The sequence below is a fragment of the Chryseobacterium sp. JV274 genome (assembly GCF_903969135.1).
Classification (GTDB): Bacteria; Bacteroidota; Bacteroidia; order Flavobacteriales; family Weeksellaceae; genus Chryseobacterium.
The window spans coordinates 1,564,098-1,585,577 of sequence record NZ_LR824569.1 but is presented as its reverse complement, the minus strand read 5'-3'; the positions used below and the strand labels follow the sequence as shown (position 1 = coordinate 1,585,577).

Sequence of the window (21,480 nt, the reverse complement as noted above, 5' to 3'; positions counted from 1 at the left end):
CTATGGACGAACAAGTAACGATTATAATTACAGATACAATACCACCGGCTAACATAGCGACTATCGATAAAGACCAATTAGTAGGTAATGCTGTCTCTAAAGAACAGTATGAGAAAGGCAAGGAGGAACAAGATAAAAAGCTTGCTGAAATAAAAGAGCAAGTTGAATCAGATTTTAAGGGAGTGATTTCACCAACTGATCCAGCGCCGACAGAAGACGGCAGTTATAAACCTTCTGTTTCATCAGCAGATCCTGGAACAAATTATCCAAATGCCGGAAATATGAAAGCAATTAAAGGATTTTCAACAATGTTCTATAAAAAGGGGACAGTATGGACGAAATCAGAAGAGGAAATGGCTAAGGCTGCGCAAAATTTAACAGCTTTTGAGGCCTTACAATTTCCAGCCACTGCCGGAACACAGGCCGTGTATCAGGAAGCTATATGGCAGGTTAAAGCAGGACAACAGGCAACAGCATCAGATATTCCTTCTTACACATCTACTGTTTGGATAAAAGTAGATAAAGCAGACAACTTACTTAGTAAGGTCAGTGAAAATTCTGTAGGCAATAAAACAATAAGTACAGTAACTGATAGGATCATTAGAAATAATACTTTTGACCAAACCTTTGAGATACCACCTAGAGTTGATGGTTTATTAAAAACCGGACAGTACATTAAACCTAATGGGACTATAACTACTTCAACTGGAACCCGCCAAACTATTGAGATTCAGTTGTTAGCAGGAGTTACGGCTTATTATAAAGGATATAACGTTGGAGCCAGCAGTACAGTTCCTAACGTTGTTTTCGTAAATGCCAGTTCGGTAGCTACCGTGGTTTTAGCAGGAGCTGCGAGTACAAGTATAGCAGAACCTTATGAGGGAAACTACACGCCAACTGTTAATGGCACACTCTACATAAACACAGATACAAGACCAGCGTATATTGACAAATATCTATTCTATAACGATAGTAGCGCTATTTTAACTTTATCGTATAGGCAAAAAATGCTATCAGCAAATAGGCTTGATTTGGAAGCTACGTCAATAGCTTATTGCGGTGATTCTATTACAAGATATGGACTAGATCAAAATTACGGTAAGGGCTTTCAGCTTGTTATTCAAGAGTCTGTCAAGTTCAAAACATCGACAACCTACGCCACTGGTGGGTTTACATTAGCGCAATTAAATGGGAGCTCAACAAATTGGGTTTCACATGACATTTTCTCGCTATTAATTGGAATCAATGATCATAGGTTGGCTACTCCATTAGGCGCATTAACAGACTTTGATAACGCCACTAATAATGGGACGTTCTATGCGGAATTAAGGAAATACGTTGACAAAGTATATTCGCTTAATCCTAAAGCTGTAATGATAATGTGTACGCCTACGCAGGTGAATACTTTTCCATTTACGACTACAAATCCTCGTAACTCATTCACTAAAAATGCAGTTAATTGTGATTTAAATGATTATGCAGAAGCTATCAGGACAATAGCAAGAAAGTATAGTTTCCCATTAGCCGATTTATTTAATGACGCGAATCAAAATATCCTTAATATTCAGCAATTGACTTATGAGGGCGTACATCAATTTTCTGAGGGCTACAGAAGACTGGCGAACATTATAATGAACGCAATTAATAAAGTAATTTAATTGAATAATATAACACTATACAGAAATGGATCACCCTTGTTTAATTTGATTGAGCGAGGGAAACGTTCTGTAGAATCAGCAACACTTAACCGGGTTATGCTTTCGGATGATTCAGTTTCGATAAAGCTAAATTCCCGGGAAAAGCTGGATATTCTGATCAATGATTATTTCATCTTGTTTGATTCAGTATACCGCATTAATACATTGCCGGCATTGGTAAAGAATAGCAATACCTCATATGAGTATAACATTACTGCGCAGGGTTTAATGTTCGATATGCAGCGATGTAAATACTTCAATGCAGATGCAACCGGATTTGGGCCGGATCTGGAATTTCCTTTGATCGGCACAATTGAGGTTTTCTTGTTGGCACTTAAAAACAATATGAAGCGTTTTGCTGCAAACTGGGAGCTGGGGAATTTTACCAACGGAGAAACCAAGACAATAACTTTCGGTGATGATACATGCCTATCAGCCATGCAGAAGATCTGCAATGAGTTTAAAACTGATTTTTGGATAAAGTATGAGAATGGTAAATATGTAATTCATACCGGAGACTACGGAAAGAAAGTACCGTTAAAGTTTGAGTATGGAAAAGGTAAAGGCTTATATTCTTTATCCAGGAATAATGTTGATGATAACGACATTGTAAACCGTCTATATGTTTTCGGAGGAACCAATAATATTCCTAACGAATACAGGAATTTTAGCAAGCGATTAAAATTACCTGGTGCTGACTTTTTAGAGGATCAAAGCTCAATTTCTGGTTTTGGATTAAAAGAAGGATCTATCACTTTCGATGAAATATATCCACATCGAACAGGAAGTATAACGTCTTTAGGAGATACGAAATTTAAGTTCTTAGATTCTACAATGGATTTTGATTTGAACGAGAAAGAAGCTGATGGGGTGACAACAAAGTATCTGATTGCAGGAACATCTGTCAAAGTACATTTCAATACCGGTAATTTGGCGGGATATGAATTTGAGATTAAAAAGGGCGGTTACAATCACTCAACGAAAAGCTTTGAAATAATTCCATTCAAAAATGATCAGGGGCAAAGCTTTCCGGATGAAAATTCAACTGCTTTTCAATTTGCTATTGGGGATGAGTATGTATTGCTGGATATTGTAATGCCGAAAACATATATAGATAACGCAGAAAACGAACTTCTACAGAAAGGACTTGAACAATTTGAGCTAAATAAGAACGCTAAGGTTTCCTACGATCTGAATGTTGATCCTGCTTACATGGAAAAAATAGGAGTAGGGAAGTTTGACATTGGTGATTACATTCAAGTTTATGATACAGTTTTGGGAATCGACAAGATTTTGAGGGTAAATCAGATTACGAATAGCTTTATTGAATCCTATGATTACAATCCATTTAGATTAAAAATTGTAATTGCAGACTCATACGAAATTGCATACAGTTCTAAAGTAGAGCTTCAAATTAAGGAAATAAAAAATGTTTTATCCATCACCAATTTAGGACAGATCAATTATTCAAAACTCGGATTAAAAACCACTGAAGAGCTTAAGAATCTTGTCTTTGATACGGATGATTATTTTAATCCGGAGAACATCCGTCCAAATTCTATTGAAACAAACATGATTTCAGTTGGCGCCAGATCTCAACAGATTAGCTGCAGCGTTGTTTTCTACGTAATGTTTGAGAATGATAAGAATAAAGTGAAAGTCAATCCTGGAATCATTTACTCTCAGACTTTTGACAAAGAGTGGAATATCCCGGAGAATATTGAAACTATTCCAGATGATCAGTTTAGATACGTCTATGGGAAATGCAGTAAAACCGATCAAAATGGTTCAATTGTATTCACGCAGGAGCAGATTAAATTTGATGCAGACGCTAATGATTATTACTTTCTGATTGGAATTCTCCATTCGGTAGTTGAAGGTGTTAGGGTGCTTTCTATTACTGTAGGAACAACCACCATAAACGGCGGACTGATCAGAACTGGTATTATTTCATCACTTGACGGCCAGATGACAATAAATTTGGACACTCAAGAAATCAAAGGTAAAATCAAGTTTACTGATGGTTCGGACGGTTTCACTTCAATTGATAATGGCTTATTGATGTCTCAGGTTATAGAGGTAGGAAATGAAACCGAAAGAAACGCCTTTATTTCTTCTGTTACAGATGCCGGCGGGGATAGTATAAGATTTGGAGCAGGCGCGGATTACGCTCATAAGAATGATGCAGTTTTTCAAGTGTTGCAGAATGGAAAAATGATTTCTAAAAATGCAGAGATTAAGGGGAATATCGACGCAAATACCGGGACAATTGGCGGTGTAAATGGTTGGTATATTACGACTTCAACTCTTACAAGTACGACAGGCAAAATACTATTTGGCACTGTTAACACTAATGGCGATCTGGTTGACGGTTTAATGATCTCAAGTGATGTGCATCCGAACAGCCAATATATCGGAAATTTCATTATTAATTCTTCCAAAGACGCTGGCAATGTAATAAATACGGGCGCATCAATTTCAGCATCAGGGAATAACGTTGGAAACACAGCGTTGGAGCTTTCAGCATCTGGCCCACAGGGAAATAATAACGCATTAACAGTCAATGATGGATATGTCTTCTTAAATAATATAGGCGGGGCAGGATTTAAAGGGTTTAAAGTTTATGTGACAGCATTAGGAGGACAAATAGCAGAAGGTTTTTCTGGACAAAAAACAATTGGAGGGACTATTTGTGTTTTTCAAAATGGACTTTTCATAGGGTAAATAAAATATAGAATAATGAAAGAATTTATATCAAATAACCTAATAACCATACACTCCGGAGGAATCGGAGGGAAGGTTTGGGCATCCTTTCAGCTGGCAGCAGTTCCGGCAGTTGGGTTTTCTATTTCAGAAAGGCTTACAGGATGGTACATTGAAAGCTATGTTTTTATTTTCGTTTTAGGTTTCGCGCTTATTGCTGATTTAGTGGCGGGAATATGGAAACACATGAAATTGGAGACATTTTCACCGAAAAAGATGATAACTGGTTTTTGCCAAAAAATAGGACTTGTTATTCTTGTCTACTTTTTAACAGAAGCATTCATACAGATAATTTCAGACGCTGACCTAGATAGTGTTTATTTCAAAGTAGCAAGTAAGATCATGATTTTCATTTACCCAGCAGGAAACGCTTTGGTTAATATTGGAATCATCACGGACGGTAAGTTTCCTCCGTTGGCTTTTTTGAAGAAATTCGAAAAGTTCAATAAGACATTAGACATCAGAGATCTTAATCTTAAAAATAATAGTGATGAAATCAAAAATACTGATAATAATCCTGCTGAGTAGTATTTTGCTCGGATGTAGGACCAAGCATAAAACGTCTTTCTATTCTAATGAAGGCCGAACAGATATTGAGCGTGTCACATTGGATTCTGTTAAAGAAAAAACAGTGAAGGAATCAACAAAAAAAGTGACGGACCAAACAGTTAAAAAGAAGCTGGAAGATTTTTCCGGAGATATTGTCATTAAAGGGAAATCAGACACTTTAAACCCACTTATATTTCATAATGTAGTTTCCGGAGATACACTACAAAGTATTATCATTCGTGGAACCGCTGATTATTATATAAACAATCACTACCAGAAGTCGGAAGAAGATAAAAAAGAAAACTCCAGCGAAGAAAAAACAAACATTATCCAAGATGCTGCTCGGGAGCTTGTGTCAAAAAAAACAATTAAAGCGGTAGCTTCGGAAGTAGAAAAGAAAACCAATGAAATAAAAGCTACCGGATTTCAGGCCGGTTTATGGATTGTCCTGGCTATTTTGGGAGTCGTTGGAATCGTAATATTTGGAATTTATAAATACTTTAAGAAATGAAAAACATTAAGCTATATAACGAAGATAACCTGGAATTAATGAAAAGACTTCCAGATGAAAGCATAGATGTGATCTGCATAGATCCTCCGTACTTGTATTTGAAAAATCAGAAGCTCGAAAGACCGTTCGATGAACATAAGTTCTTTTCAGAATGTAGAAGGCTTTTAACAAAAAACGGATTCATTGTGATGTTTGGTCGTGGTGAAAGCTTTTACCGTTGGAATACGATTCTTTCAGATCTGAAGCTCACTTTCAAGGAGGAAATTATATGGGACAAATCTTACACTACTTCCTCTATGCATGCAATTAGCAGGTGTCATGAAACCATTGTGATATTTGGAAATTCAGCAATAAATAATGTACGGGTGCCATATCTTGAGATTAAGCAAGAAAATACACCTGGCATAATTCAGGACATTAAAAGAATTAAATCAGCACTTAACAACACAAAGGAATTGGAAGCATTAGAGCTATTTATGACTAAAAAAATAGTAAAGTTTGGTGATGATAAAAAACGAGGATTTAATACCACAATACAAGGTGTAAGTAAAGAACAATGCCGATCGGTTAAAACTATGCAGTCGGTAGTGAATGGCATGAAAGAAAAAAGTATTATAACTGTAAAAAGAAATCATTTTGATAATATCCATCCAACACAAAAACCTGTACGACTATTAGAACGTCTTTTAGCTCTAGTTATTCCAGAATCAAAGCAACGTGAGGAAATTATAGTGGCTGACTTTTTCGCAGGCTCAATGAGCTGTATGGAAGCAGTACACAATATGGGAATGAAAGGAATAGCAAGTGAAATTGATCAGGAGTACTTTGAATTAGGAAAAAAGAGAATTGAAAATTTGATTCCGGTTCAAGAAGAGTTGTTTAAAAGAGAGGTTGTTTAAATTAAAATAGAATAAAATGAAAACATCACAAAAAGGAATAGACCTGATTGTATCATTTGAAGGCTTCAGCGCTAAGCCTTATCTGGATTCTGCAGGAATTCCGACGATAGGGTATGGTAACACTTACTATCCCGGAGGAAAGAAAGTAACCATGAAAGATCCTGCAATCACAAAAGAAAAAGGAGCAGAGCTATTCGCTTCAGTTTTGCCGACTTATGAAAAGATAGTGAACTCGAAAGTGAAAATAGCACTTAATCAAAATCAGTTTGACGCCCTAGTTTCTCACACTTACAATACAGGAGGATCTGACACTCTGTTTTCTTTGATCAATAAAAAAGCAACGGATTCAGAAATTAAAAATTGGTTTACAAAACGATATATTACCGCAGGCGGAAAAACATTAAACGGACTCATCCGCAGAAGAAAGGCTGAGGCTGATCTGTTCTTTGCGAAATAAAAATTCCCCGCTGTTTGGTGGGGAATTTTTATTTGTCATTTTTAGTTTTATCTTCTTTTTGTCTCTCTTTTTCTTTTTTTTCTTCGTAAAGAGTTATAAAATTAGCAATTGGAATAATTAACGAAGCCATGCCAGCTTTTGCAGATATTGTTGCGATATTTTCTCGTATAAATGGAAAAATCATAGCCGCGGCATTTACATTAGAGAATCTTTCAGCCAATAATAAATCATCGTTGTTTTCAATATCAAATTCGCTTAATTCAAACTGAGCAACATGCTTGGATGAATATGTTATTTGATTATTTTTTTTATCTTTTTTGGAGTAATAGAAAGAAGCATTATAAATAAATTCAACAACAAGAAAACTATCTTTCACAATTCCATGTTTAATTTCAATTTCTGTGCTCAATTTAAGCTTGTCTTCAGGCTTCATACTTCTATCTCTCTTAAATGAAGTTTCAGCTAAAATTATAGTTTGTAGGTTTGTTTTCATTTTATTTATGCAGCAAAGGCAAATTCGTCATTATATATGCAGGATTTCTTTTGCCCCTCAATATTTGGAGTTATAATTTGTTGTTCTTCGTAGATGAAATCAGTGTTGTATTTCATTGCAATTTTAGAAATATAATCAATAATATTTATTGTTTTTTGATTATTTTCACATGACAAATTATTTATGCTTAAGATGGTATCTGTTTTTAAGCTATAGTTTTTAACTTTTACAACACAATTATCAACATTTGTATTGTCGTATAAGCTTTCAAACTTAAATTCGTATTTAGTGTCATTGTCAAAAATAGCTACAATAGAATCTGGGAAAAATTCTACAAAATTCAAATACATACTATCACTAATGGCATTTATAGTATCCTTATCTAATGTTTTTGAATACAAAAGAATAAAATGAACATGTACATTTGAATTATATTCATATTTGATAAGAAGATCTTTATGGATTTTTAGAATTTTACCAATCTCTTCTAATAAATATTTAATTTGCTTATTCATAATATTTTATTTAACTGAACCATTACGTTGTCACATAGTCCTTTAGATTCAATGCTATCATCATCATCTAAAAGGAATTCTCTATAATCTGCTAATTGTCTTTTTTCTTTTAGTTTCATAAGATCGACAGTTAGAGCATTTCTTGAGCTTAATCCGATTATTTTTACTAATCGATTGATTGCATTGTTGTGCGATTCACTTGTTTTAGATAGGTCTCTAATTTGAGAATCTGTTAGGTTTTCTTTAATATGGAAAACATGATTCATGGCCTGCATACAAGTGTAGTAATAACAATGTATACTTGAATTAAACATGTTATTAGACCGTAACACATCACCTGAATCATACGTGTTTTGTGATTTTTTCAGATAAGAATGCGACATTTAATATGGCTTCTGTTTTAGTTTTATTGGTTAATTAGTTAGTTTTTTTAAATAAATGTTGCATATTCAAATTAAATTTAATATGCATGTATCTTTCTGTGAACAAAAATACGCAATTTTCGTTCCGATGATTCATTCATGTACTAAAAAATGTTATAACATTGTTTGTTGTAACAATACAACAAACAAAAAATGTAATACTGCGGCATATTTTACACGGTTATTGATATTATCTATTTGTTTCCATTTTGATTACTTAGAAGGCTATTTCGTCGCATTTTTGAAATACAAACAGCTTTTGTGTATCAATAATTATAGCGAAAATAACACTTCAACGCGACAACACATGTCGTTCTGTATAATTTTTGGTGAATCTACAGAATAAAACGTTACTTACATTACGGTTTCCCGTAGAGTTATTACTACAGTCTATCCGTATATTTACGGAGTTTTTTTTAAGAGACAAGAACAAGTCAAGTTTTTTTAAGTATCCTCCCGCGTAGAGGGTTTTTTGTAGAAATAAAAACTCTCCTTATTAGGGGAGAGCCGATTGTACTGTAAGATTGTACAACATTTATTATTAGAAAGTAAATGTATGCGTGAATGAATTTCATTTATATGCTTGCGATCATACGATGTTAATTATTATTGTCGTATATGTATAATAAATAAAATATACCACTAAAATAAAGATTTAATTAATAGGTGATTAATTTGGCATATTGGTTGACGTGATCATGAAAGCTTATTTAACACCAAATCTTAACTCATAATTCATTTTACACTTTTAACCTCCTAATGCCATGGGAGGTTTTTTATTTGTTGGGAGTTTGGTTTTTGTGATCCTCAATTTGCTTTTTTGTTATCTTCTCTTTCTTAGCCTCATTTTTTAATGCCTCTTCTATTACCTGAGCTTGAGAATGATCGCGCTTTTCGCAGATTATTTCCAATATAGCCTTTGCGTCGGCATTCATTCTTATGTTTTGCTGTTTCTTTGCCATGTTCCTTGTTTGCAACAAATATAATGAAAAAATGTATATCAAAATAATTTACGAATTTAACATTTAATATTTGTTTTGTATATTAAAAAGATATACATTTGTGATAATAAAACGACAATCATGAAACCAAATTTTAAAATATTTATAAAACACATTAAAGTATCTAAAAATACTATTAATTCTTACTTAGAGATACATTTAAATAAGGAAGCTATCGCACATGCTGAAGTAAATGGCAATAAAAGCATTTCAGCTTCAGGTATTTCAATAGGGGATGCATGGTTAACGACTATTAAAAGCAAGAAAGATATAGTAGATTTATTTGGCGAATACTGGTCCGCAAGTGGGTTAAGAGCGGTTAATAAAAAATTATATAATCCTGATCTTATATTATATGAGACATTTTTAGAACATAAGAGAATAAGTAATATGACAATAGATGATCAATATTATTACTTATACGAAGACGATGATAACTATAAAGAATTTGTAAAAAGTGAAGCGGAAAGATTTGAGGAGGAATATCCAGAACTTATATATGGCCCATTAAGAAAAAGGCATTCATTGGTGAGAAAAAGAAAATATTATTTTCTTCCAAAAATGGTTCAAGTAGGAACAAACGACCAAGTAAATGAAGCGCTAAAATTTTGGAAAGAATTTAAATAACTTAAACTATAATAGTCATGAAACTAATCCCCCTTTCTGATTTTGTTATGGAGCAAGAACGAATTTTAGAAGAAGTCTATTCTAATTTTGAACACCAGTATGACTGTGATAAAGCTAGACTTGAATTCGTTGTACGAGTAACGAACTACACTAAGTTTCTAAAACAGCCATTGAAGATGGGAATGTTTTTGCCCATGGATAAACACGGTGTTATTTTAGAACCTTTACAATTATGCTGTAACAGTTCAGATTGCGGATGCATGGGAATGCCGGTAAATGTAAGTTCTCAGGAAGAGATAGACGAGTATTATCAATCGGAGTATAGAATTTTGTTTGAAGGTTTTCGATCTAAACCAGCATTAAACGAAGTTTTTAATGACTCATTGAAATTGACAATTTATTTAGAAAGGTTTCAATTCATGAATGTTCACGAAAATGGATTGGGAGGCGGTGATCTTATTGGAAACACAATAGAGGCTTTGGCTCATGCTTATTTAGGAATTGAACTAACCCCTTCCGCTTTAGAGGCTATAGGACTAAAAGAATAGAGATGAGAACTAGATCTAGTGTTAAAAATCAAAACGCATTATATAAATATTTAACTGGAAATAGAGTGAAAGTTGATAATGTTTTCCTGCAGCAAAAAGACAATTCAATTGTAACTGATTATACATTCGATATTTCTGTGCATAAATTTAATTCTACAGAAGATGCGATTAAACTTAGAGATTTATCAATGGGTAGGTTTCTGCGAATAATGTTAGATCCTGAATACAAAGCAACAATTGATGAATTTTACACTGTGAAAGATACCTTTATGGAAGCAGTTGAATATTTAAACCCCACGGAGTAGTCTCCACAAAATATAAGAATATGATACTTACAAAAAATGCATTAGCTGATTTCGCAAGATGGTCGCATGACAGAACAACATCGCAGACACCATTGCCTAATGATTTGTTTGAGCTTTTACAACAAAGTTTAATTATTGAATGGTTTGACTTTGTGGAAATAAATATCCATGTTGATATTACAAGTTCTTACTATTTAGGAAAGATTTATGTAACATCTTTAGATACACCGGATTTTCAGGAAAAATATTTCCATAATGTAGATAGGAAGCATGTTACAAATAGTTTGATTCAAAAGGCAAACGAAATTTACAATACAACTCATTAATTTGAGTTTTCATGGTTATTAGTTTTATCCTCGGTTTTCCGGGGATTTTTGATTTAAAATATTATATTTGATTTCTCATTTTCTATGAAATGAGTTAGTAATTAATATATCCTCGATTTAGGTCGGGGATTTTTTTGTGGATAACTTTTTAATGCGTCAAGTTCTGACGTATAAAGGGTTTTGCTTTGCCGGAAAATTGTAAATTTAATTATGCAAATTTCTGGTGTTGTTTTGAAAATTTTTGAAGAAACTGAAAAAGATGATTTTACAGAGAGAATCATCAGGATAAAGTCATTTGAAAAAGATCAGCTGCTAGATATTTATGCATACAATAAACTTGCATTCAGAACTGGATTCTTAAAAATAGGTGAACAGGTTACTTTCTCAATCATTTTAAGAGGTATTGAGGTTGGTAAAAAACAGGAAACACAAATAGTATTGCAAAAGCCTATTAAGCCGGATTTAATACTTACAAAAGACCATCCTATTGATGGTATTGAATGGATACGGAAAGATTCTAGAATACCAAAATAAAAGGCGTAACATTTTAGCTACGCCTTAAGTTTAATACTCGTCTAATACAACATTTTGCGCCTTCTCGAAACGAAGTTCTTTTATATAATCTGCATACAACTCTGTCATTTTTTGTCTTGAATGTCCAAAAATTGCCGCAATAGTTTCAATATCTATACCTGCTCTAAGCTTATCACTTGCGCCTTTATGCTTGTTTGAATACAATTTCTTATTAATTTTTAATCCATCAATTATTTCCCTTTTCCATAATTTAGTAGGGTAAGCCCTATCAAACTGATACTTATTTGGACAGAAGAAATTTTCTTTCAAAAATGGCAATTTGCCAGGGATAGGGTGTCCAAAAAGAAATAAATCAGGATCTGAAAGATCAAAAGAATATATTAGCTTCTTTATTGTTCCTATAATTGGAACAACTCTTGTTTTTTTTGTTTTGGAATACACCGAATTAATTTTAATTATCTTCCTTTCAACATCCACGTCCTTACATCTCAATCGTAGTAATTCACCTGGACGTATTCCCATATAATAAACTATTGAACAAAAAACGTAGTAATTGAAGTTTAGCTTTTTCAAATGACTAAACGCCTTTTTTTGCTCTTTCTTTGTCATGACTTCATATCCACCTCTATTCTCTTCTTTCAAAGACTTAATATCTCTAGCTGGATTAGATGTGATTATTTCCCACTCAATTAACTCGGAGAAGATAGAACTATACCTTCTTAATGTTTTATTATAATTCATAGATGACCAACTCCTGTCATTTCTTGCAGCATTTAAAATGGTCTTAATGTGATAACGCTCGCAATTTTGAATAGAAATTTTGTCGAATCCTTCTATAGCTCCATAGTGCTTAAAAATATTCACTGCAATAGAATATTCACCATATGATCCGGAGGCTAAAGATGCCTTCTTTTTATCAAGACCAAATTCCAATGCTTGGAATATCGTCATTGATTGGTTCTTCTTTTTGGACTGAGGATTCCATCCTTCATTGATTTCTTTTTCGATAATCCTCTTTAAAGTTTCAGCCTTTATCATTCTTTCTTCAAAAGAACGCTCAGAGTTGATGCCTTTGTAGATTTTTTTTATAATTTTGCTATTGTGGTAAATGTAGACGTACCATTTTTCATCCATGTTTTTAGATGAAAACACTCGTACTTCGAAATTTTTCATGTAATGTATGTTTTGGGTTTTTACTATTTTTTACTATCAAAAATTTATGTAGTAAATAAAGTATTGATTATCAGTTAATAGTAAAGGTACGCAAAAACTTTATACATTTGTAATAGTTAAGAATTTAAATACAAAAATAAAAAATGAATTTAGAAGGACGAAAGATTATTGTCAATAAATCATCTAAAGAACTTACCGAGTTGTTAAAATCACCTGAAAACTATAAAGATTTTATGCCGGATGGTCTTCAAAAATTTGAAACAAGAGATAACGGATTTAAATTCGGATTACAGGGAATGCCGGAAATCGCGTTAAAAATAGACGAAGTAGATGATCAGAAAGCTGTTTTAAAATCTGCAAGTTCAAGCTTGGATTTCACATTAACAGCAACTTTAAACCCAATCAGTGATAATCAGACTGAAGTTCAGATGTTATTCGAGGGAAAATTCAATCCATTCATCAAAATGATGGTGGAAAAACCTTTACAGAACTTTATCAATACGCTTACCGATAAAATCGAAGCCTATAAATAACAAAAAAACCTTCATTTTTGAAGGTTTTTTTATTTTGATATGAAAATTGTTATGCAATGACCCCTGAACAGTGGTCATAGGAACTTCCTGTAGCAGAAGACAGTACATTCACTTCATTATTTACTTTTAAAACACCCATGAAAGCGAAGATCAGGGCTTCCTTATAATCAATGATTTCTTTTTTAGGGATAATCACTTCAGCTTGTGTTTTTGATCTTATTTTTTCAATTAAAAATGAGTTGTAAGCACCTCCGCCGGTGATAAGAATATCCTTTATATTATTTTTATTGATAACATTGGCGATCTGCTGTGCGGTGTGTTCCGTAAAAGTGGCAAGGGCATCTAAGATTTCAATGTTTTTAAGAGCCGGAAATATATGTTTATTGCACCATTCGATTCCCAAAGATTTTGGGTGTGAATGCTGGTAGAAATCTAAAGTATTAAGATCGTTCAGCAAAGCTTCATTTATTTCTCCTTTTTGAGCAAGCGCTCCGTTTTCATCAAAACTTTTGTTGATTTGTTGTGCTAAATGATTCAATACAATATTAACCGGAGCTATATCAAAAGCGATTCTTTTTCCGTCTGAATGTAAAGATATGTTGGAAAACCCGCCAAGGTTTAAGCAGGCGTTATACTCTGAAAAAAGTAATTCATCACCTATAGGAACCAACGGAGCTCCGTTTCCATTCATCAGCACATCCTGGCTTCTGAAATCATAGATAACGGGTAATCCTGTTTCCAGTTTGATTGCTCTGCCGTCTCCTATCTGAAGGGTAAATTTTCGCTTAGGCTGATGGAAAATCGTATGACCGTGAGATGCAATCATGCTGATGTTTTCGAGCTGATGCTTATGAATGAATTTTTTCACCTGCCGGCCAAGGTAAAAACCATATTCTGAATGCAGTTCCAGTAAATCTTCAGCAGAAAGATGAATAGAGTTTCGAAGTTTGTTTTCCCAATCCTCAGAATAGGGGATTGTCTCGGCTTTCAGGATCTGAAAGGTCCATTTGTCTTGTTTCTCAAATTCAGCAAGACAGATATCCAAACCGTCCATACTTGTCCCGGACATCAGTCCAATAGCCAGAGCTTTCATTATTTTTTTGGATTATTTTTTATTCTCAGAAATTCTCTTTGAACTGAAATCTCCTGAGTTGTTATAGAAAGTATATTCTGAAAAGTCATCCTTTGCAGTCATTCCATTGGCGCCTACCAGCGTAGAGCCGTCTTCCATGGTAACATATACTGTATCTTTAGTATAGATTCTGTTCTTTCTTTGATCCCAATAAATACTCTGCATTGCAAATCTCTGTCCTTCATTGGTTTTTATCCTTACGTCACCTTTGGCTTCGTAGAATTTTTTATATTCAAAGATACGGGCGTATTTAGCTGTAATCCTTCCCGGAACTTTAGGTTTCTTTTTATCAAAAAACTCAATGTCAATTCCTTTTCTGGCTACTACATAAGGGCTGTCAATCAGCTCATACTTTTCAATGATGGGTGCTTTGGCTTTTAAAGTGATAAAGCCGGAGTCACGCTGTATAATATTGGCGTTGTTGATAATTTGTGAAGGGAAATTTTTGCTTTGGCTGCCATTTCTTTTGGTAAGATCCTCTTCACAGGATGTCAATATAAAAAATATAGCACAACTAAAAAGGCATGCTATATTTTTATATGATATTTTTTTTGAAAAATTCATTCTAGTTATAAAGAGTCTTTCGGAACCATTTATCAGCAAAATTAAAGCCGATTTTCAGGTTGACAAAATTTTGATTGATCAGGTTGTTTTTAAGAGTTCCTCTTTTACCTACTTCCAGACCTATTTCCAGACCACTCATTCTTGTGATACTACTTGTTTTGAATGGAAGCATTACCCCGGCAGAAATACCGAATTTGTTGATGCTTGTTCCTTCCAGTTTAAGGTTTCCTCTTTCATAGAAAGCTCCATATCTGTAGATTACCCTTGAAAAGTAGTTTCTGAAGTTATTATAGTTAGGAAGGTACCATCCACCGGCAGAAACTCTGTACGTATCCTGAAAGTCGAAAGTTTTACCAAAATAAGAGATATCTTCTCCTTTTTTATAATCCACCTGTCCTGATAAGAACCAATGGTTTTCACTTCCATATCCAACCCCTACGGATGCTTGTAATGGAAGAAGGTTTTTAGATTTTGTTTCCTGCTGATCTATGATTGTCTCATATACCTTATTGGTTTCCTGAGCATCAGAGTATCTGTAAGTACTGTTGACGTATTCAGTAGTCATATTACTTGTGTTACCAAAAGTAGCAGTTGCTCCTACTGTGAATTTCTTATCAGTACGGGTATTTAAAGTCTGGTAGCTTGTACCAAGCGTAAAATTAAAGTTTCTGACTCTGTTTTTAGTTTGATAACCGTTAACATATTCACCAGCATAACTACCTGTAGCAGGGTTGTACGCACGGAATTCATTAAGGTCATTAAGGTCTCCAAAATAAAGGTTCGCTCTTGCTCCCACAGAAAGTTCCTGATTAATTTTATAAGAAACAGCAACCTGTGCAGCATTCAATGTTCCGCTGCCTTTAAAGTTATTTTTATACATTGGAGTTCCGTCTGCAGCCAATTGTTCATTTACGATATCGTAACTTTTAGAACTGTATGGCTGGTATGAAATCCCCATTTTCACTTTTGGAGATAGTGGAAATGCAAGAGAAATATTGGAAAGATACGTAGAATGCTTTGTAGATTTCATATCGTTATAGTTCGATTTGAAATAATTGTTTTCATTGGTAGCCTCCAGTCTGATACTCGTAAGTTCAAAATTGGCGTTGTTTGCCGGGTTGGCAAAATTGAAACTACTAGTGAAATCACTTATAAAAGCAGTTGATATACCTCCCATAGAAGTAGTCTCGATCGTATTATCATATTTCACATCTCCAATTCCATACGTTGCATAAGGCGAGTTGCTTAGACTCTGTGCATTTAGAAAATATCCAACTGATATGAATGATACTACAAAGATTTTTTTCATTCTTTATTTTTAAAACAATGCGCAAATATCTTAAATATTAATGAATTGTAAAAATTATATGTGGTTAAAGTTTGTTAAGGGCCTTTCTTTCAAAGAAAAATGCAAATTTTCATCAGTTAAAATATCAGTTCTATTATATAAAAAAGGCTGTTCTATATTGAACAGCCTTAGTTTATAGGACTTATTATCTCTATTTATTATTTTACCTGAAGCACGGATCGGCTGTGGCTAAAGCTTTCAAAGCTGAACTTTCCATGATATTTTCCCATTCCTGAAGTTCCTACACCCCCAAAAGGTAAATAATGCGAACCCACATGGATAATTGTACTGTTGATCTCCGCATCTCCGCTTGTGGTATGATGCAAAACGTTATCTGCAAATTCCTGGTTTTCTGTAAAAACATATAATGCCAGTGGTTTTGGGCGGCTGTTTATTTCTTCCAGAGCCTCATTAATATCACTATATGTCATGATAGGAAGAATAGGGCCGAAGATCTCCTGCTGCATTACCTGATCATTCCAGGTGATATTATCCATTAAAGTAGCTTCAAAATGACGGGTTTCCAGATCATAGCTGCCCCCATAGATCACTTTTTCAGGAGCTGCTTCCAAATAACCGGCTAGATGTTTAATTTGATTTTGGCTCACAATTTTCCCGATTTTCCCTAATGACTGACCTTCATAAGTAGTATTTAAATGCGCTTTAAACTTTTCAATAAATGCACCCTTTATAGATTCATGGATGTAAATATAGTCCGGAGCAACACACGTTTGCCCACAGTTAATCCACTTTCCGTAAGATATTCTTGCTACCGCCTTATCAAGATCTGCATCTTTGTGAACAATCGTTGGCGATTTTCCCCCAAGTTCCAATGCCAGAGGTATTAATTGCTCTGCGGCTGCTTTCATCACAATTTTTCCAACATTCGGACTTCCTGTAAAGAAAATATAATCAAAAGGAAGGCTTAATAATAGAGTATTCTCTTCAATAGCTCCCTGAATGACTGCTACATAAGATTCATCGAAAGACTCTTTTACAATATTTTCAAGAACCTGGGCAACATGAGGTGTATTTTCAGAAGGTTTTAGAATAGCTGTATTTCCGGCTACCAAAGCGCCAATAAGCGGACTGAATGTAAGCTGAACCGGATAGTTGAAAGGGCCAATAATATAGGTAACACCATAAGGTTCATACATTACTTTGCTTACCACTTCAGCTCCTGATGGATGTGGCTTTGAAGGGACGGAAGTTGGTTTTGCCCATTCATCAATATTCTCCAGAAAATAATCCAGCTCACTAATGACAATTTGAATTTCCACATACTCTGCTTCCTTTCTGCTTTTTCCCAGATCAATAGACAGGGCTTCACAAAGATCATCCGTATGCTGCAAAAAAACTTTACGGAATTTTCTTAATTGCGCTTTTCTGAATTCAATATCTTTAGTCTTATTGGTTTTGAAAAAGGTTTTCTGCTGTTGAAATATACCTTTGATTTTTTGTTCCAGGTTTGTATCCATTGGTGTATGATTTTTACTAGTTGAAAATGATGTGAAACCGTAATGAATTTACGAAAAATTTCACTCCGTAAATTTATTGCTTAAAATTAAATTGTGTAAAATTTAATTTTAAGTTTTATTCTAATCTTATTATTGATATTTCCTATAATAGGATAGGAGTGATCTCTTTTGAAATTTGTAATCTATAGTTTTATACATTTTAAGCAGACTTAATTTTATAAATTGAGATAAGATTTTTTATCTTTGAAACATGAATTGGGAGAACATCGCCGGACAGACGAATCTGAAAAAAATTCTTAGAGAAAGCATTGCCGAAAACAGAGTGAGCCATGCCCAACTTTTTGTAGGAAAAGAGGGATACGGAACTTTACCTATGGTTTTAGCCTATGCAAAAGAGATTCTAAATCGTGAGAATGAACATGCTGCAGCGAAAGTAGAACATCTCAATCACCTGGATCTGCATTTCAGCTTTCCTGTTTTTACGGATAATAGAAATTCTTTAAGTAAGAATAAATTTGATGAATTCAGAGAAATGATCATGGCTTCTCCTTATGCAAGCTATGATGACTGGACTGCTTTTTTAGAGTCGGAAAATAAGCAGCTGTTTATTTCCGCAGATGAAATTGATGACCAGAACCAGAAGTTTTCTTTGAAAAGTTTTGAAGGAGGAACTAAAATTCTTATCGTCTGGAGAGCTGATAAAATGAATATTGCCGCTTCCAACAAGTTTTTGAAATTTTTAGAAGAACCACCGGCTAAAACAATCATCCTTCTTACTGCGGAAAGTACCAATGATATTCTTCCTACCATCCTTTCTAGAACGCAGATTGTAGAAATCCCGAGAATACATGATGAAGATATTGAAAACCATCTCAAAAAGAACTTTTCTGTTTCAGAAGAAAAAGTGAAAGAGATTGTTCATGAAGCGCAGGGAGATCTCAATGATGCCATAAAACTGTTGAATTCTGGAGATAAAAGTAATGAATTCGAAAAGCTCTTTGTACAGTGGGTGAGAGATGCATTTATGGTGAAAAAGAAACCTGAGTATCTGAGAAGTATCATTCTTTGGGCAAGAGAAATAGCAGGATGGAACAGGGAAAAGCAGAAAAATTTCCTGAACTACTGTTCTGAAATCTTCAGACTGGCATTACTTCAGAATTATCAGTCCGAAAATCTGGTGTATAAAAAGATTAATGCGAACGGCTTCAATTGGGCAGGGTTTTCAAAATTTATCAGTGGCGCCAATATTGAAAGTATTCTGGAAGAAATCAATACTGCGGATCTGCACCTTACCCGAAACGGAAATCCTAAAATTGTCTGGACCGATCTTGGCATAAAATTATCAAGATATATTCACAAAAGCACATAAATAAAACTCCGGTAGCAGCCGGAGTTTTTTGTTTCTGTTTTTCCTTTTTTTTAATACATTTTACATTAACATTGTGTTAAAGATTCACATTTTGCAGTGAAATTTCTCTAAATACTCCATTATTATTAAGCTTTCTGAGGTTGTTTTTGTCTGAAAACAGGCTTTCCAGCAGTTTCAGTGCCCATTATAGAAAACGTCTTTTCTTTACAATAAATTAAATCTATATTAAAAAATCAATCAATCGTTTGATTTGTGTTAAAACTTGTGTACATTTGCGCCCTGAAAAATGAACACTAACATGATTTCAAAAGAAGAAAATATATTATTCGCAGCCGAGAAGCTTTTTGCAGAAAAGGGATTCGAAGGAACTTCCACCCGTGAAATTGCAAAGGATGCTAATGTAAATATTTCTATGATTTCGTATTATTTTGGCTCTAAGGAAAAACTTTATGAGAAATTAGTAGAATACAGAATGAATGAAGGTCAGTTTTTTTCAAAAGACCTTTTGGGAAGAACCGATATCAACGAGTGGCAGAAGATTGAAAAAGTAATCGATCAGTTTTCTAACAAGATCCGTACTCAAAAATGCTTTTACAGGATTATGCAGAGAGAACAGCTGTATAGTAAGAATCCTCAGATTATAGAATTTTTGAAACAAACTAAAATGGGATTCCTTTCTATGTATTCACAAATATTGGAAAGCGGTCTTAAAAATGGAATTTTCACCAAAAATCCACCTATTTATCTCCTTCATTCCACTATAAGCGGAACCTTATTTTATGCATTCAATGCAAAAGAAATGTATAAAGAGTTTCTGAATGAAACAGAGGATGAGGAAACTTTTGATGCAAAATACTATACAGAACTTAATAAACATATTAAATACTTACTAAAAGACCTTTTAGGTTATGAAGAGAATAAATAACTCAGTGATTGCATTATCACTATTCGTAGGAATAGCAAATGCAAATGCTCAGGAGAAAAAAACACTTTCTCTTGACGAAGCTGTACAGTTGGGAATCCAGAACAGCAAGAATCTCAAGATCGATGCAGCCAAGATCGAAGAGGCTACAGCTGATCTTTTGGAAGCTAAAAACAGACAGTTACCGGAATTGAAAGTATCAGGCAGCTATATGTATCTTCCGATAAAACCGAATGTAGATATCAAACTTCCGGGTGTTTCAGGAGCAGGAGGTCCCGAAGTACATCAAGTACTTTACGGTTCAGCTAATCTTAGTGTTCCAATTTACAGCGGAGGAAGAATCAAGTATGGTATTCAGTCAGCGAAATATTTGGTAGAAGCTTCGAAATTAAGCACTGAGAACGACAAAATTGCGATTGCTTATAATGTTGCCCAGGCTTACAACAACTTATTTAAAGCCAATCAGTCTATTAAAGTTTTTGAAGAAAACCTTGCTGCTTCTCAAAAAAGAGATGAAACATTCCTTAAAATGGAAAACAATGGTTTGATTGCGAGAAATGACAGATTAAAAGCAAACCTTCAGACTTCAAATATCGAACTTCAGCTATTGGAAGCTAAGAACAACTACAATATTGCCAACATCAATATGGATTTGTTGCTAGGAATTCCTGAAACTACAGAGTTAGTAGTAGATGAAAACTATATTGAAGAAGGTTCAGATGTGAAACCTGTTGATTTTTATGTAACTGAAGCCAGAGAAAACCGTAAGGACTTACAGGCTTTGGCACAACAGAGAAAAGCGGCAGAGTTGGGATCAAAAGCGGCAAAAGCTGAAAATCTTCCTTCTATTGCATTTACCGGAGGCTATGTAGCCGCAGATATTCCTAAGTTTCTTACTGTATACAATGCTATCAATGTAGGAATCGGGGTTTCTTATAACTTATCCAACTTATGGAAAGAAAACTCTTCATTAAGACAGTCGCAGGCGAGAGAAAAACAACTTGCCGCTACAGATGAGCTATTGAATGATAACATTAAGCTTGATGTCAACAGAGAGTATCAGAATACAGACTATTCAAAAAAGAGAATTGTTGTTTTCGAAAAATCTGCTGAGCAGGCAAATGAAAATTACAGAATTACAAAAAATAAATACGACAACGGTCTTGCAACCATGACAGAATTACTGGATGCAGATGCGGCTCAGATTGCAGCCAACGTTGGAGTGATCAATGCTAAAGCAGATGCTGCCTTAGCATACAGAAAACTATTACAGACAACAGGAACTTTAACAATTAAATAATCAGATCGAAACCA

The 21,480-nt window shown here is 34.2% G+C and carries 23 protein-coding genes; 15 read left to right on the top strand and 8 right to left on the bottom strand.

Annotated elements, in window-relative coordinates; all coding sequences use genetic code 11:
- Nucleotides 1-2: 2 nt before the first annotated feature.
- From CHRYMOREF3P_RS07190 to CHRYMOREF3P_RS07165, 6 genes are read left to right on the top strand one after another with little or no spacing between them, the layout of a single operon-like run.
- The gene (locus CHRYMOREF3P_RS07190) at nucleotides 3-1,658 is read left to right on the top strand and encodes an SGNH/GDSL hydrolase family protein (protein WP_180564239.1); all 1,656 of its coding nucleotides are present in this window, start codon (nucleotides 3-5) and stop codon (nucleotides 1,656-1,658) included.
- A 36-nt stretch (nucleotides 1,659-1,694) separates the two neighbouring features.
- The gene (locus CHRYMOREF3P_RS07185) at nucleotides 1,695-4,421 is read left to right on the top strand and encodes a hypothetical protein (protein ID WP_180564238.1); all 2,727 of its coding nucleotides are present in this window, start codon (nucleotides 1,695-1,697) and stop codon (nucleotides 4,419-4,421) included.
- 15 nt (nucleotides 4,422-4,436) lie between these two features.
- Nucleotides 4,437-4,988: a phage holin family protein gene (locus CHRYMOREF3P_RS07180; protein WP_180564237.1), complete on the top strand. Its 552-nt coding sequence runs from the start codon at nucleotides 4,437-4,439 to the stop codon at nucleotides 4,986-4,988.
- Nucleotides 4,951-5,520: a hypothetical protein gene (locus CHRYMOREF3P_RS07175; RefSeq protein WP_180564236.1), complete on the top strand. Its 570-nt coding sequence runs from the start codon at nucleotides 4,951-4,953 to the stop codon at nucleotides 5,518-5,520. The genes CHRYMOREF3P_RS07180 and CHRYMOREF3P_RS07175 overlap by 38 nt, the downstream gene beginning before the upstream one ends.
- On the top strand, nucleotides 5,517-6,419 hold the full coding sequence (locus tag CHRYMOREF3P_RS07170; protein ID WP_180564235.1) for a DNA-methyltransferase: 903 nt from the start codon (nucleotides 5,517-5,519) through the stop codon (nucleotides 6,417-6,419). Before CHRYMOREF3P_RS07175 ends, CHRYMOREF3P_RS07170 begins: the two co-directional genes overlap by 4 nt.
- A 16-nt stretch (nucleotides 6,420-6,435) precedes the next feature.
- Nucleotides 6,436-6,876, top strand: a complete 441-nt coding sequence (locus CHRYMOREF3P_RS07165) for a lysozyme (RefSeq protein ID WP_180564234.1) — start codon at nucleotides 6,436-6,438, stop codon at nucleotides 6,874-6,876.
- A 28-nt stretch (nucleotides 6,877-6,904) separates the two neighbouring features.
- On the opposite strand, the gene CHRYMOREF3P_RS07160 is transcribed toward CHRYMOREF3P_RS07165, so the two are convergent.
- The 3 genes from CHRYMOREF3P_RS07160 to CHRYMOREF3P_RS07150 form a co-directional block, all read right to left on the bottom strand.
- On the bottom strand, nucleotides 6,905-7,369 hold the full coding sequence (locus CHRYMOREF3P_RS07160; RefSeq protein ID WP_180564233.1) for a protein-export chaperone SecB: 465 nt from the start codon (nucleotides 7,367-7,369) through the stop codon (nucleotides 6,905-6,907).
- Nucleotides 7,370-7,374: 5 nt separating this feature from the next.
- Complete coding sequence (locus CHRYMOREF3P_RS07155) at nucleotides 7,375-7,884, bottom strand: hypothetical protein (RefSeq protein ID WP_180564232.1); 510 nt, start codon at nucleotides 7,882-7,884, stop codon at nucleotides 7,375-7,377.
- Nucleotides 7,885-9,082: 1,198 nt separating this feature from the next.
- Nucleotides 9,083-9,268 (bottom strand): hypothetical protein, encoded by a 186-nt coding sequence (locus CHRYMOREF3P_RS07150; protein WP_180564231.1) that lies wholly within the window; start codon nucleotides 9,266-9,268, stop codon nucleotides 9,083-9,085.
- 120 nt (nucleotides 9,269-9,388) lie between these two features.
- On the opposite strand from CHRYMOREF3P_RS07150, the gene CHRYMOREF3P_RS07145 reads away from it, so the two are divergent.
- The 5 genes from CHRYMOREF3P_RS07145 to CHRYMOREF3P_RS07125 all read left to right on the top strand — a co-directional run bounded on the left by CHRYMOREF3P_RS07145 (nucleotide 9,389) and on the right by CHRYMOREF3P_RS07125 (nucleotide 11,647).
- Entirely contained in the window at nucleotides 9,389-9,934 is a 546-nt protein-coding gene (locus CHRYMOREF3P_RS07145) for a hypothetical protein (protein ID WP_180564230.1), read from the top strand.
- 47 nt (nucleotides 9,935-9,981) lie between these two features.
- Complete coding sequence (locus CHRYMOREF3P_RS07140) at nucleotides 9,982-10,482, top strand: hypothetical protein (protein ID WP_180564229.1); 501 nt, start codon at nucleotides 9,982-9,984, stop codon at nucleotides 10,480-10,482.
- 2 nt (nucleotides 10,483-10,484) lie between these two features.
- Nucleotides 10,485-10,787 (top strand): hypothetical protein, encoded by a 303-nt coding sequence (locus CHRYMOREF3P_RS07135; protein WP_180564228.1) that lies wholly within the window; start codon nucleotides 10,485-10,487, stop codon nucleotides 10,785-10,787.
- A 20-nt stretch (nucleotides 10,788-10,807) separates the two neighbouring features.
- A complete protein-coding gene (locus CHRYMOREF3P_RS07130) occupies nucleotides 10,808-11,113 on the top strand; it encodes a hypothetical protein (protein WP_180564227.1) in 306 nt (101 codons plus the stop codon).
- A 210-nt stretch (nucleotides 11,114-11,323) separates the two neighbouring features.
- Nucleotides 11,324-11,647: a hypothetical protein gene (locus CHRYMOREF3P_RS07125; protein WP_180564226.1), complete on the top strand. Its 324-nt coding sequence runs from the start codon at nucleotides 11,324-11,326 to the stop codon at nucleotides 11,645-11,647.
- A 30-nt stretch (nucleotides 11,648-11,677) separates the two neighbouring features.
- On the opposite strand, the gene CHRYMOREF3P_RS07120 is transcribed toward CHRYMOREF3P_RS07125, so the two are convergent.
- Entirely contained in the window at nucleotides 11,678-12,820 is a 1,143-nt protein-coding gene (locus CHRYMOREF3P_RS07120) for a tyrosine-type recombinase/integrase (RefSeq protein ID WP_180564225.1), read from the bottom strand.
- Between the two features lie 143 nt (nucleotides 12,821-12,963).
- Here CHRYMOREF3P_RS07120 and CHRYMOREF3P_RS07115 point away from each other — a divergent pair, with 143 nt between their 5' ends.
- On the top strand, nucleotides 12,964-13,353 hold the full coding sequence (locus CHRYMOREF3P_RS07115; RefSeq protein ID WP_047387661.1) for a hypothetical protein: 390 nt from the start codon (nucleotides 12,964-12,966) through the stop codon (nucleotides 13,351-13,353).
- A 49-nt stretch (nucleotides 13,354-13,402) separates the two neighbouring features.
- Here the strand turns inward: CHRYMOREF3P_RS07115 and CHRYMOREF3P_RS07110 are convergent, their stop codons facing one another.
- The 4 genes from CHRYMOREF3P_RS07110 to mdlD all read right to left on the bottom strand — a co-directional run bounded on the left by CHRYMOREF3P_RS07110 (nucleotide 13,403) and on the right by mdlD (nucleotide 17,875).
- Complete coding sequence (locus CHRYMOREF3P_RS07110) at nucleotides 13,403-14,446, bottom strand: anhydro-N-acetylmuramic acid kinase (protein WP_180564224.1); 1,044 nt, start codon at nucleotides 14,444-14,446, stop codon at nucleotides 13,403-13,405.
- 12 nt (nucleotides 14,447-14,458) lie between these two features.
- The gene (lptC, locus tag CHRYMOREF3P_RS07105) at nucleotides 14,459-15,049 is read right to left on the bottom strand and encodes an LPS export ABC transporter periplasmic protein LptC (protein WP_034699921.1); all 591 of its coding nucleotides are present in this window, start codon (nucleotides 15,047-15,049) and stop codon (nucleotides 14,459-14,461) included.
- A gap of 1 nt (nucleotide 15,050) precedes the next feature.
- Nucleotides 15,051-16,358: a membrane protein gene (locus CHRYMOREF3P_RS07100; protein ID WP_047387668.1), complete on the bottom strand. Its 1,308-nt coding sequence runs from the start codon at nucleotides 16,356-16,358 to the stop codon at nucleotides 15,051-15,053.
- Between the two features lie 197 nt (nucleotides 16,359-16,555).
- The gene (mdlD, locus tag CHRYMOREF3P_RS07095; protein WP_180564223.1) at nucleotides 16,556-17,875 is read right to left on the bottom strand and encodes an NAD(P)-dependent benzaldehyde dehydrogenase MdlD; all 1,320 of its coding nucleotides are present in this window, start codon (nucleotides 17,873-17,875) and stop codon (nucleotides 16,556-16,558) included.
- 250 nt (nucleotides 17,876-18,125) lie between these two features.
- On the opposite strand from mdlD, the gene CHRYMOREF3P_RS07090 reads away from it, so the two are divergent.
- From CHRYMOREF3P_RS07090 to CHRYMOREF3P_RS07080, 3 genes are all read left to right on the top strand, one after another.
- A complete protein-coding gene (locus CHRYMOREF3P_RS07090) occupies nucleotides 18,126-19,244 on the top strand; it encodes an ATP-binding protein (RefSeq protein ID WP_180564222.1) in 1,119 nt (372 codons plus the stop codon).
- Nucleotides 19,245-19,530: 286 nt separating this feature from the next.
- A complete protein-coding gene (locus CHRYMOREF3P_RS07085; protein ID WP_180564221.1) occupies nucleotides 19,531-20,169 on the top strand; it encodes a TetR/AcrR family transcriptional regulator in 639 nt (212 codons plus the stop codon).
- Nucleotides 20,153-21,466 carry a TolC family protein gene (locus CHRYMOREF3P_RS07080; protein WP_180564220.1) on the top strand — a complete coding sequence of 438 codons (1,314 nt, stop codon included), beginning with the start codon at nucleotides 20,153-20,155 and terminating at the stop codon, nucleotides 21,464-21,466. The genes CHRYMOREF3P_RS07085 and CHRYMOREF3P_RS07080 overlap by 17 nt, the downstream gene beginning before the upstream one ends.
- The last annotated feature ends 14 nt before the right edge of the window (nucleotides 21,467-21,480 follow it).

What these genes read in the sequence shown, in the direction of transcription:
- mdlD (WP_180564223.1), bottom strand. Translation starts at nt 17,875, where the DNA reads ATGGATACAAACCTGGAACAAAAAATCAAAGGTATATTTCAACAGCAG.
- CHRYMOREF3P_RS07145 (WP_180564230.1), top strand. Translation starts at nt 9,389, where the DNA reads ATGAAACCAAATTTTAAAATATTTATAAAACACATTAAAGTATCTAAA.
- CHRYMOREF3P_RS07115 (WP_047387661.1), top strand. Translation starts at nt 12,964, where the DNA reads ATGAATTTAGAAGGACGAAAGATTATTGTCAATAAATCATCTAAAGAA.
- CHRYMOREF3P_RS07190 (WP_180564239.1), top strand. Translation starts at nt 3, where the DNA reads ATGGACGAACAAGTAACGATTATAATTACAGATACAATACCACCGGCT.
- CHRYMOREF3P_RS07125 (WP_180564226.1), top strand. Translation starts at nt 11,324, where the DNA reads ATGCAAATTTCTGGTGTTGTTTTGAAAATTTTTGAAGAAACTGAAAAA.
- CHRYMOREF3P_RS07175 (WP_180564236.1), top strand. Translation starts at nt 4,951, where the DNA reads ATGAAATCAAAAATACTGATAATAATCCTGCTGAGTAGTATTTTGCTC.
- CHRYMOREF3P_RS07155 (WP_180564232.1), bottom strand. Translation starts at nt 7,884, where the DNA reads ATGAATAAGCAAATTAAATATTTATTAGAAGAGATTGGTAAAATTCTA.
- CHRYMOREF3P_RS07085 (WP_180564221.1), top strand. Translation starts at nt 19,531, where the DNA reads ATGAACACTAACATGATTTCAAAAGAAGAAAATATATTATTCGCAGCC.
- CHRYMOREF3P_RS07080 (WP_180564220.1), top strand. Translation starts at nt 20,153, where the DNA reads ATGAAGAGAATAAATAACTCAGTGATTGCATTATCACTATTCGTAGGA.
- CHRYMOREF3P_RS07090 (WP_180564222.1), top strand. Translation starts at nt 18,126, where the DNA reads ATGAATTGGGAGAACATCGCCGGACAGACGAATCTGAAAAAAATTCTT.
- CHRYMOREF3P_RS07170 (WP_180564235.1), top strand. Translation starts at nt 5,517, where the DNA reads ATGAAAAACATTAAGCTATATAACGAAGATAACCTGGAATTAATGAAA.
- CHRYMOREF3P_RS07130 (WP_180564227.1), top strand. Translation starts at nt 10,808, where the DNA reads ATGATACTTACAAAAAATGCATTAGCTGATTTCGCAAGATGGTCGCAT.
- CHRYMOREF3P_RS07120 (WP_180564225.1), bottom strand. Translation starts at nt 12,820, where the DNA reads ATGAAAAATTTCGAAGTACGAGTGTTTTCATCTAAAAACATGGATGAA.
- CHRYMOREF3P_RS07110 (WP_180564224.1), bottom strand. Translation starts at nt 14,446, where the DNA reads ATGAAAGCTCTGGCTATTGGACTGATGTCCGGGACAAGTATGGACGGT.
- CHRYMOREF3P_RS07160 (WP_180564233.1), bottom strand. Translation starts at nt 7,369, where the DNA reads ATGAAAACAAACCTACAAACTATAATTTTAGCTGAAACTTCATTTAAG.
- CHRYMOREF3P_RS07135 (WP_180564228.1), top strand. Translation starts at nt 10,485, where the DNA reads ATGAGAACTAGATCTAGTGTTAAAAATCAAAACGCATTATATAAATAT.
- CHRYMOREF3P_RS07140 (WP_180564229.1), top strand. Translation starts at nt 9,982, where the DNA reads ATGGAGCAAGAACGAATTTTAGAAGAAGTCTATTCTAATTTTGAACAC.
- CHRYMOREF3P_RS07165 (WP_180564234.1), top strand. Translation starts at nt 6,436, where the DNA reads ATGAAAACATCACAAAAAGGAATAGACCTGATTGTATCATTTGAAGGC.
- CHRYMOREF3P_RS07150 (WP_180564231.1), bottom strand. Translation starts at nt 9,268, where the DNA reads ATGGCAAAGAAACAGCAAAACATAAGAATGAATGCCGACGCAAAGGCT.
- CHRYMOREF3P_RS07180 (WP_180564237.1), top strand. Translation starts at nt 4,437, where the DNA reads ATGAAAGAATTTATATCAAATAACCTAATAACCATACACTCCGGAGGA.
- lptC (WP_034699921.1), bottom strand. Translation starts at nt 15,049, where the DNA reads ATGAATTTTTCAAAAAAAATATCATATAAAAATATAGCATGCCTTTTT.
- CHRYMOREF3P_RS07100 (WP_047387668.1), bottom strand. Translation starts at nt 16,358, where the DNA reads ATGAAAAAAATCTTTGTAGTATCATTCATATCAGTTGGATATTTTCTA.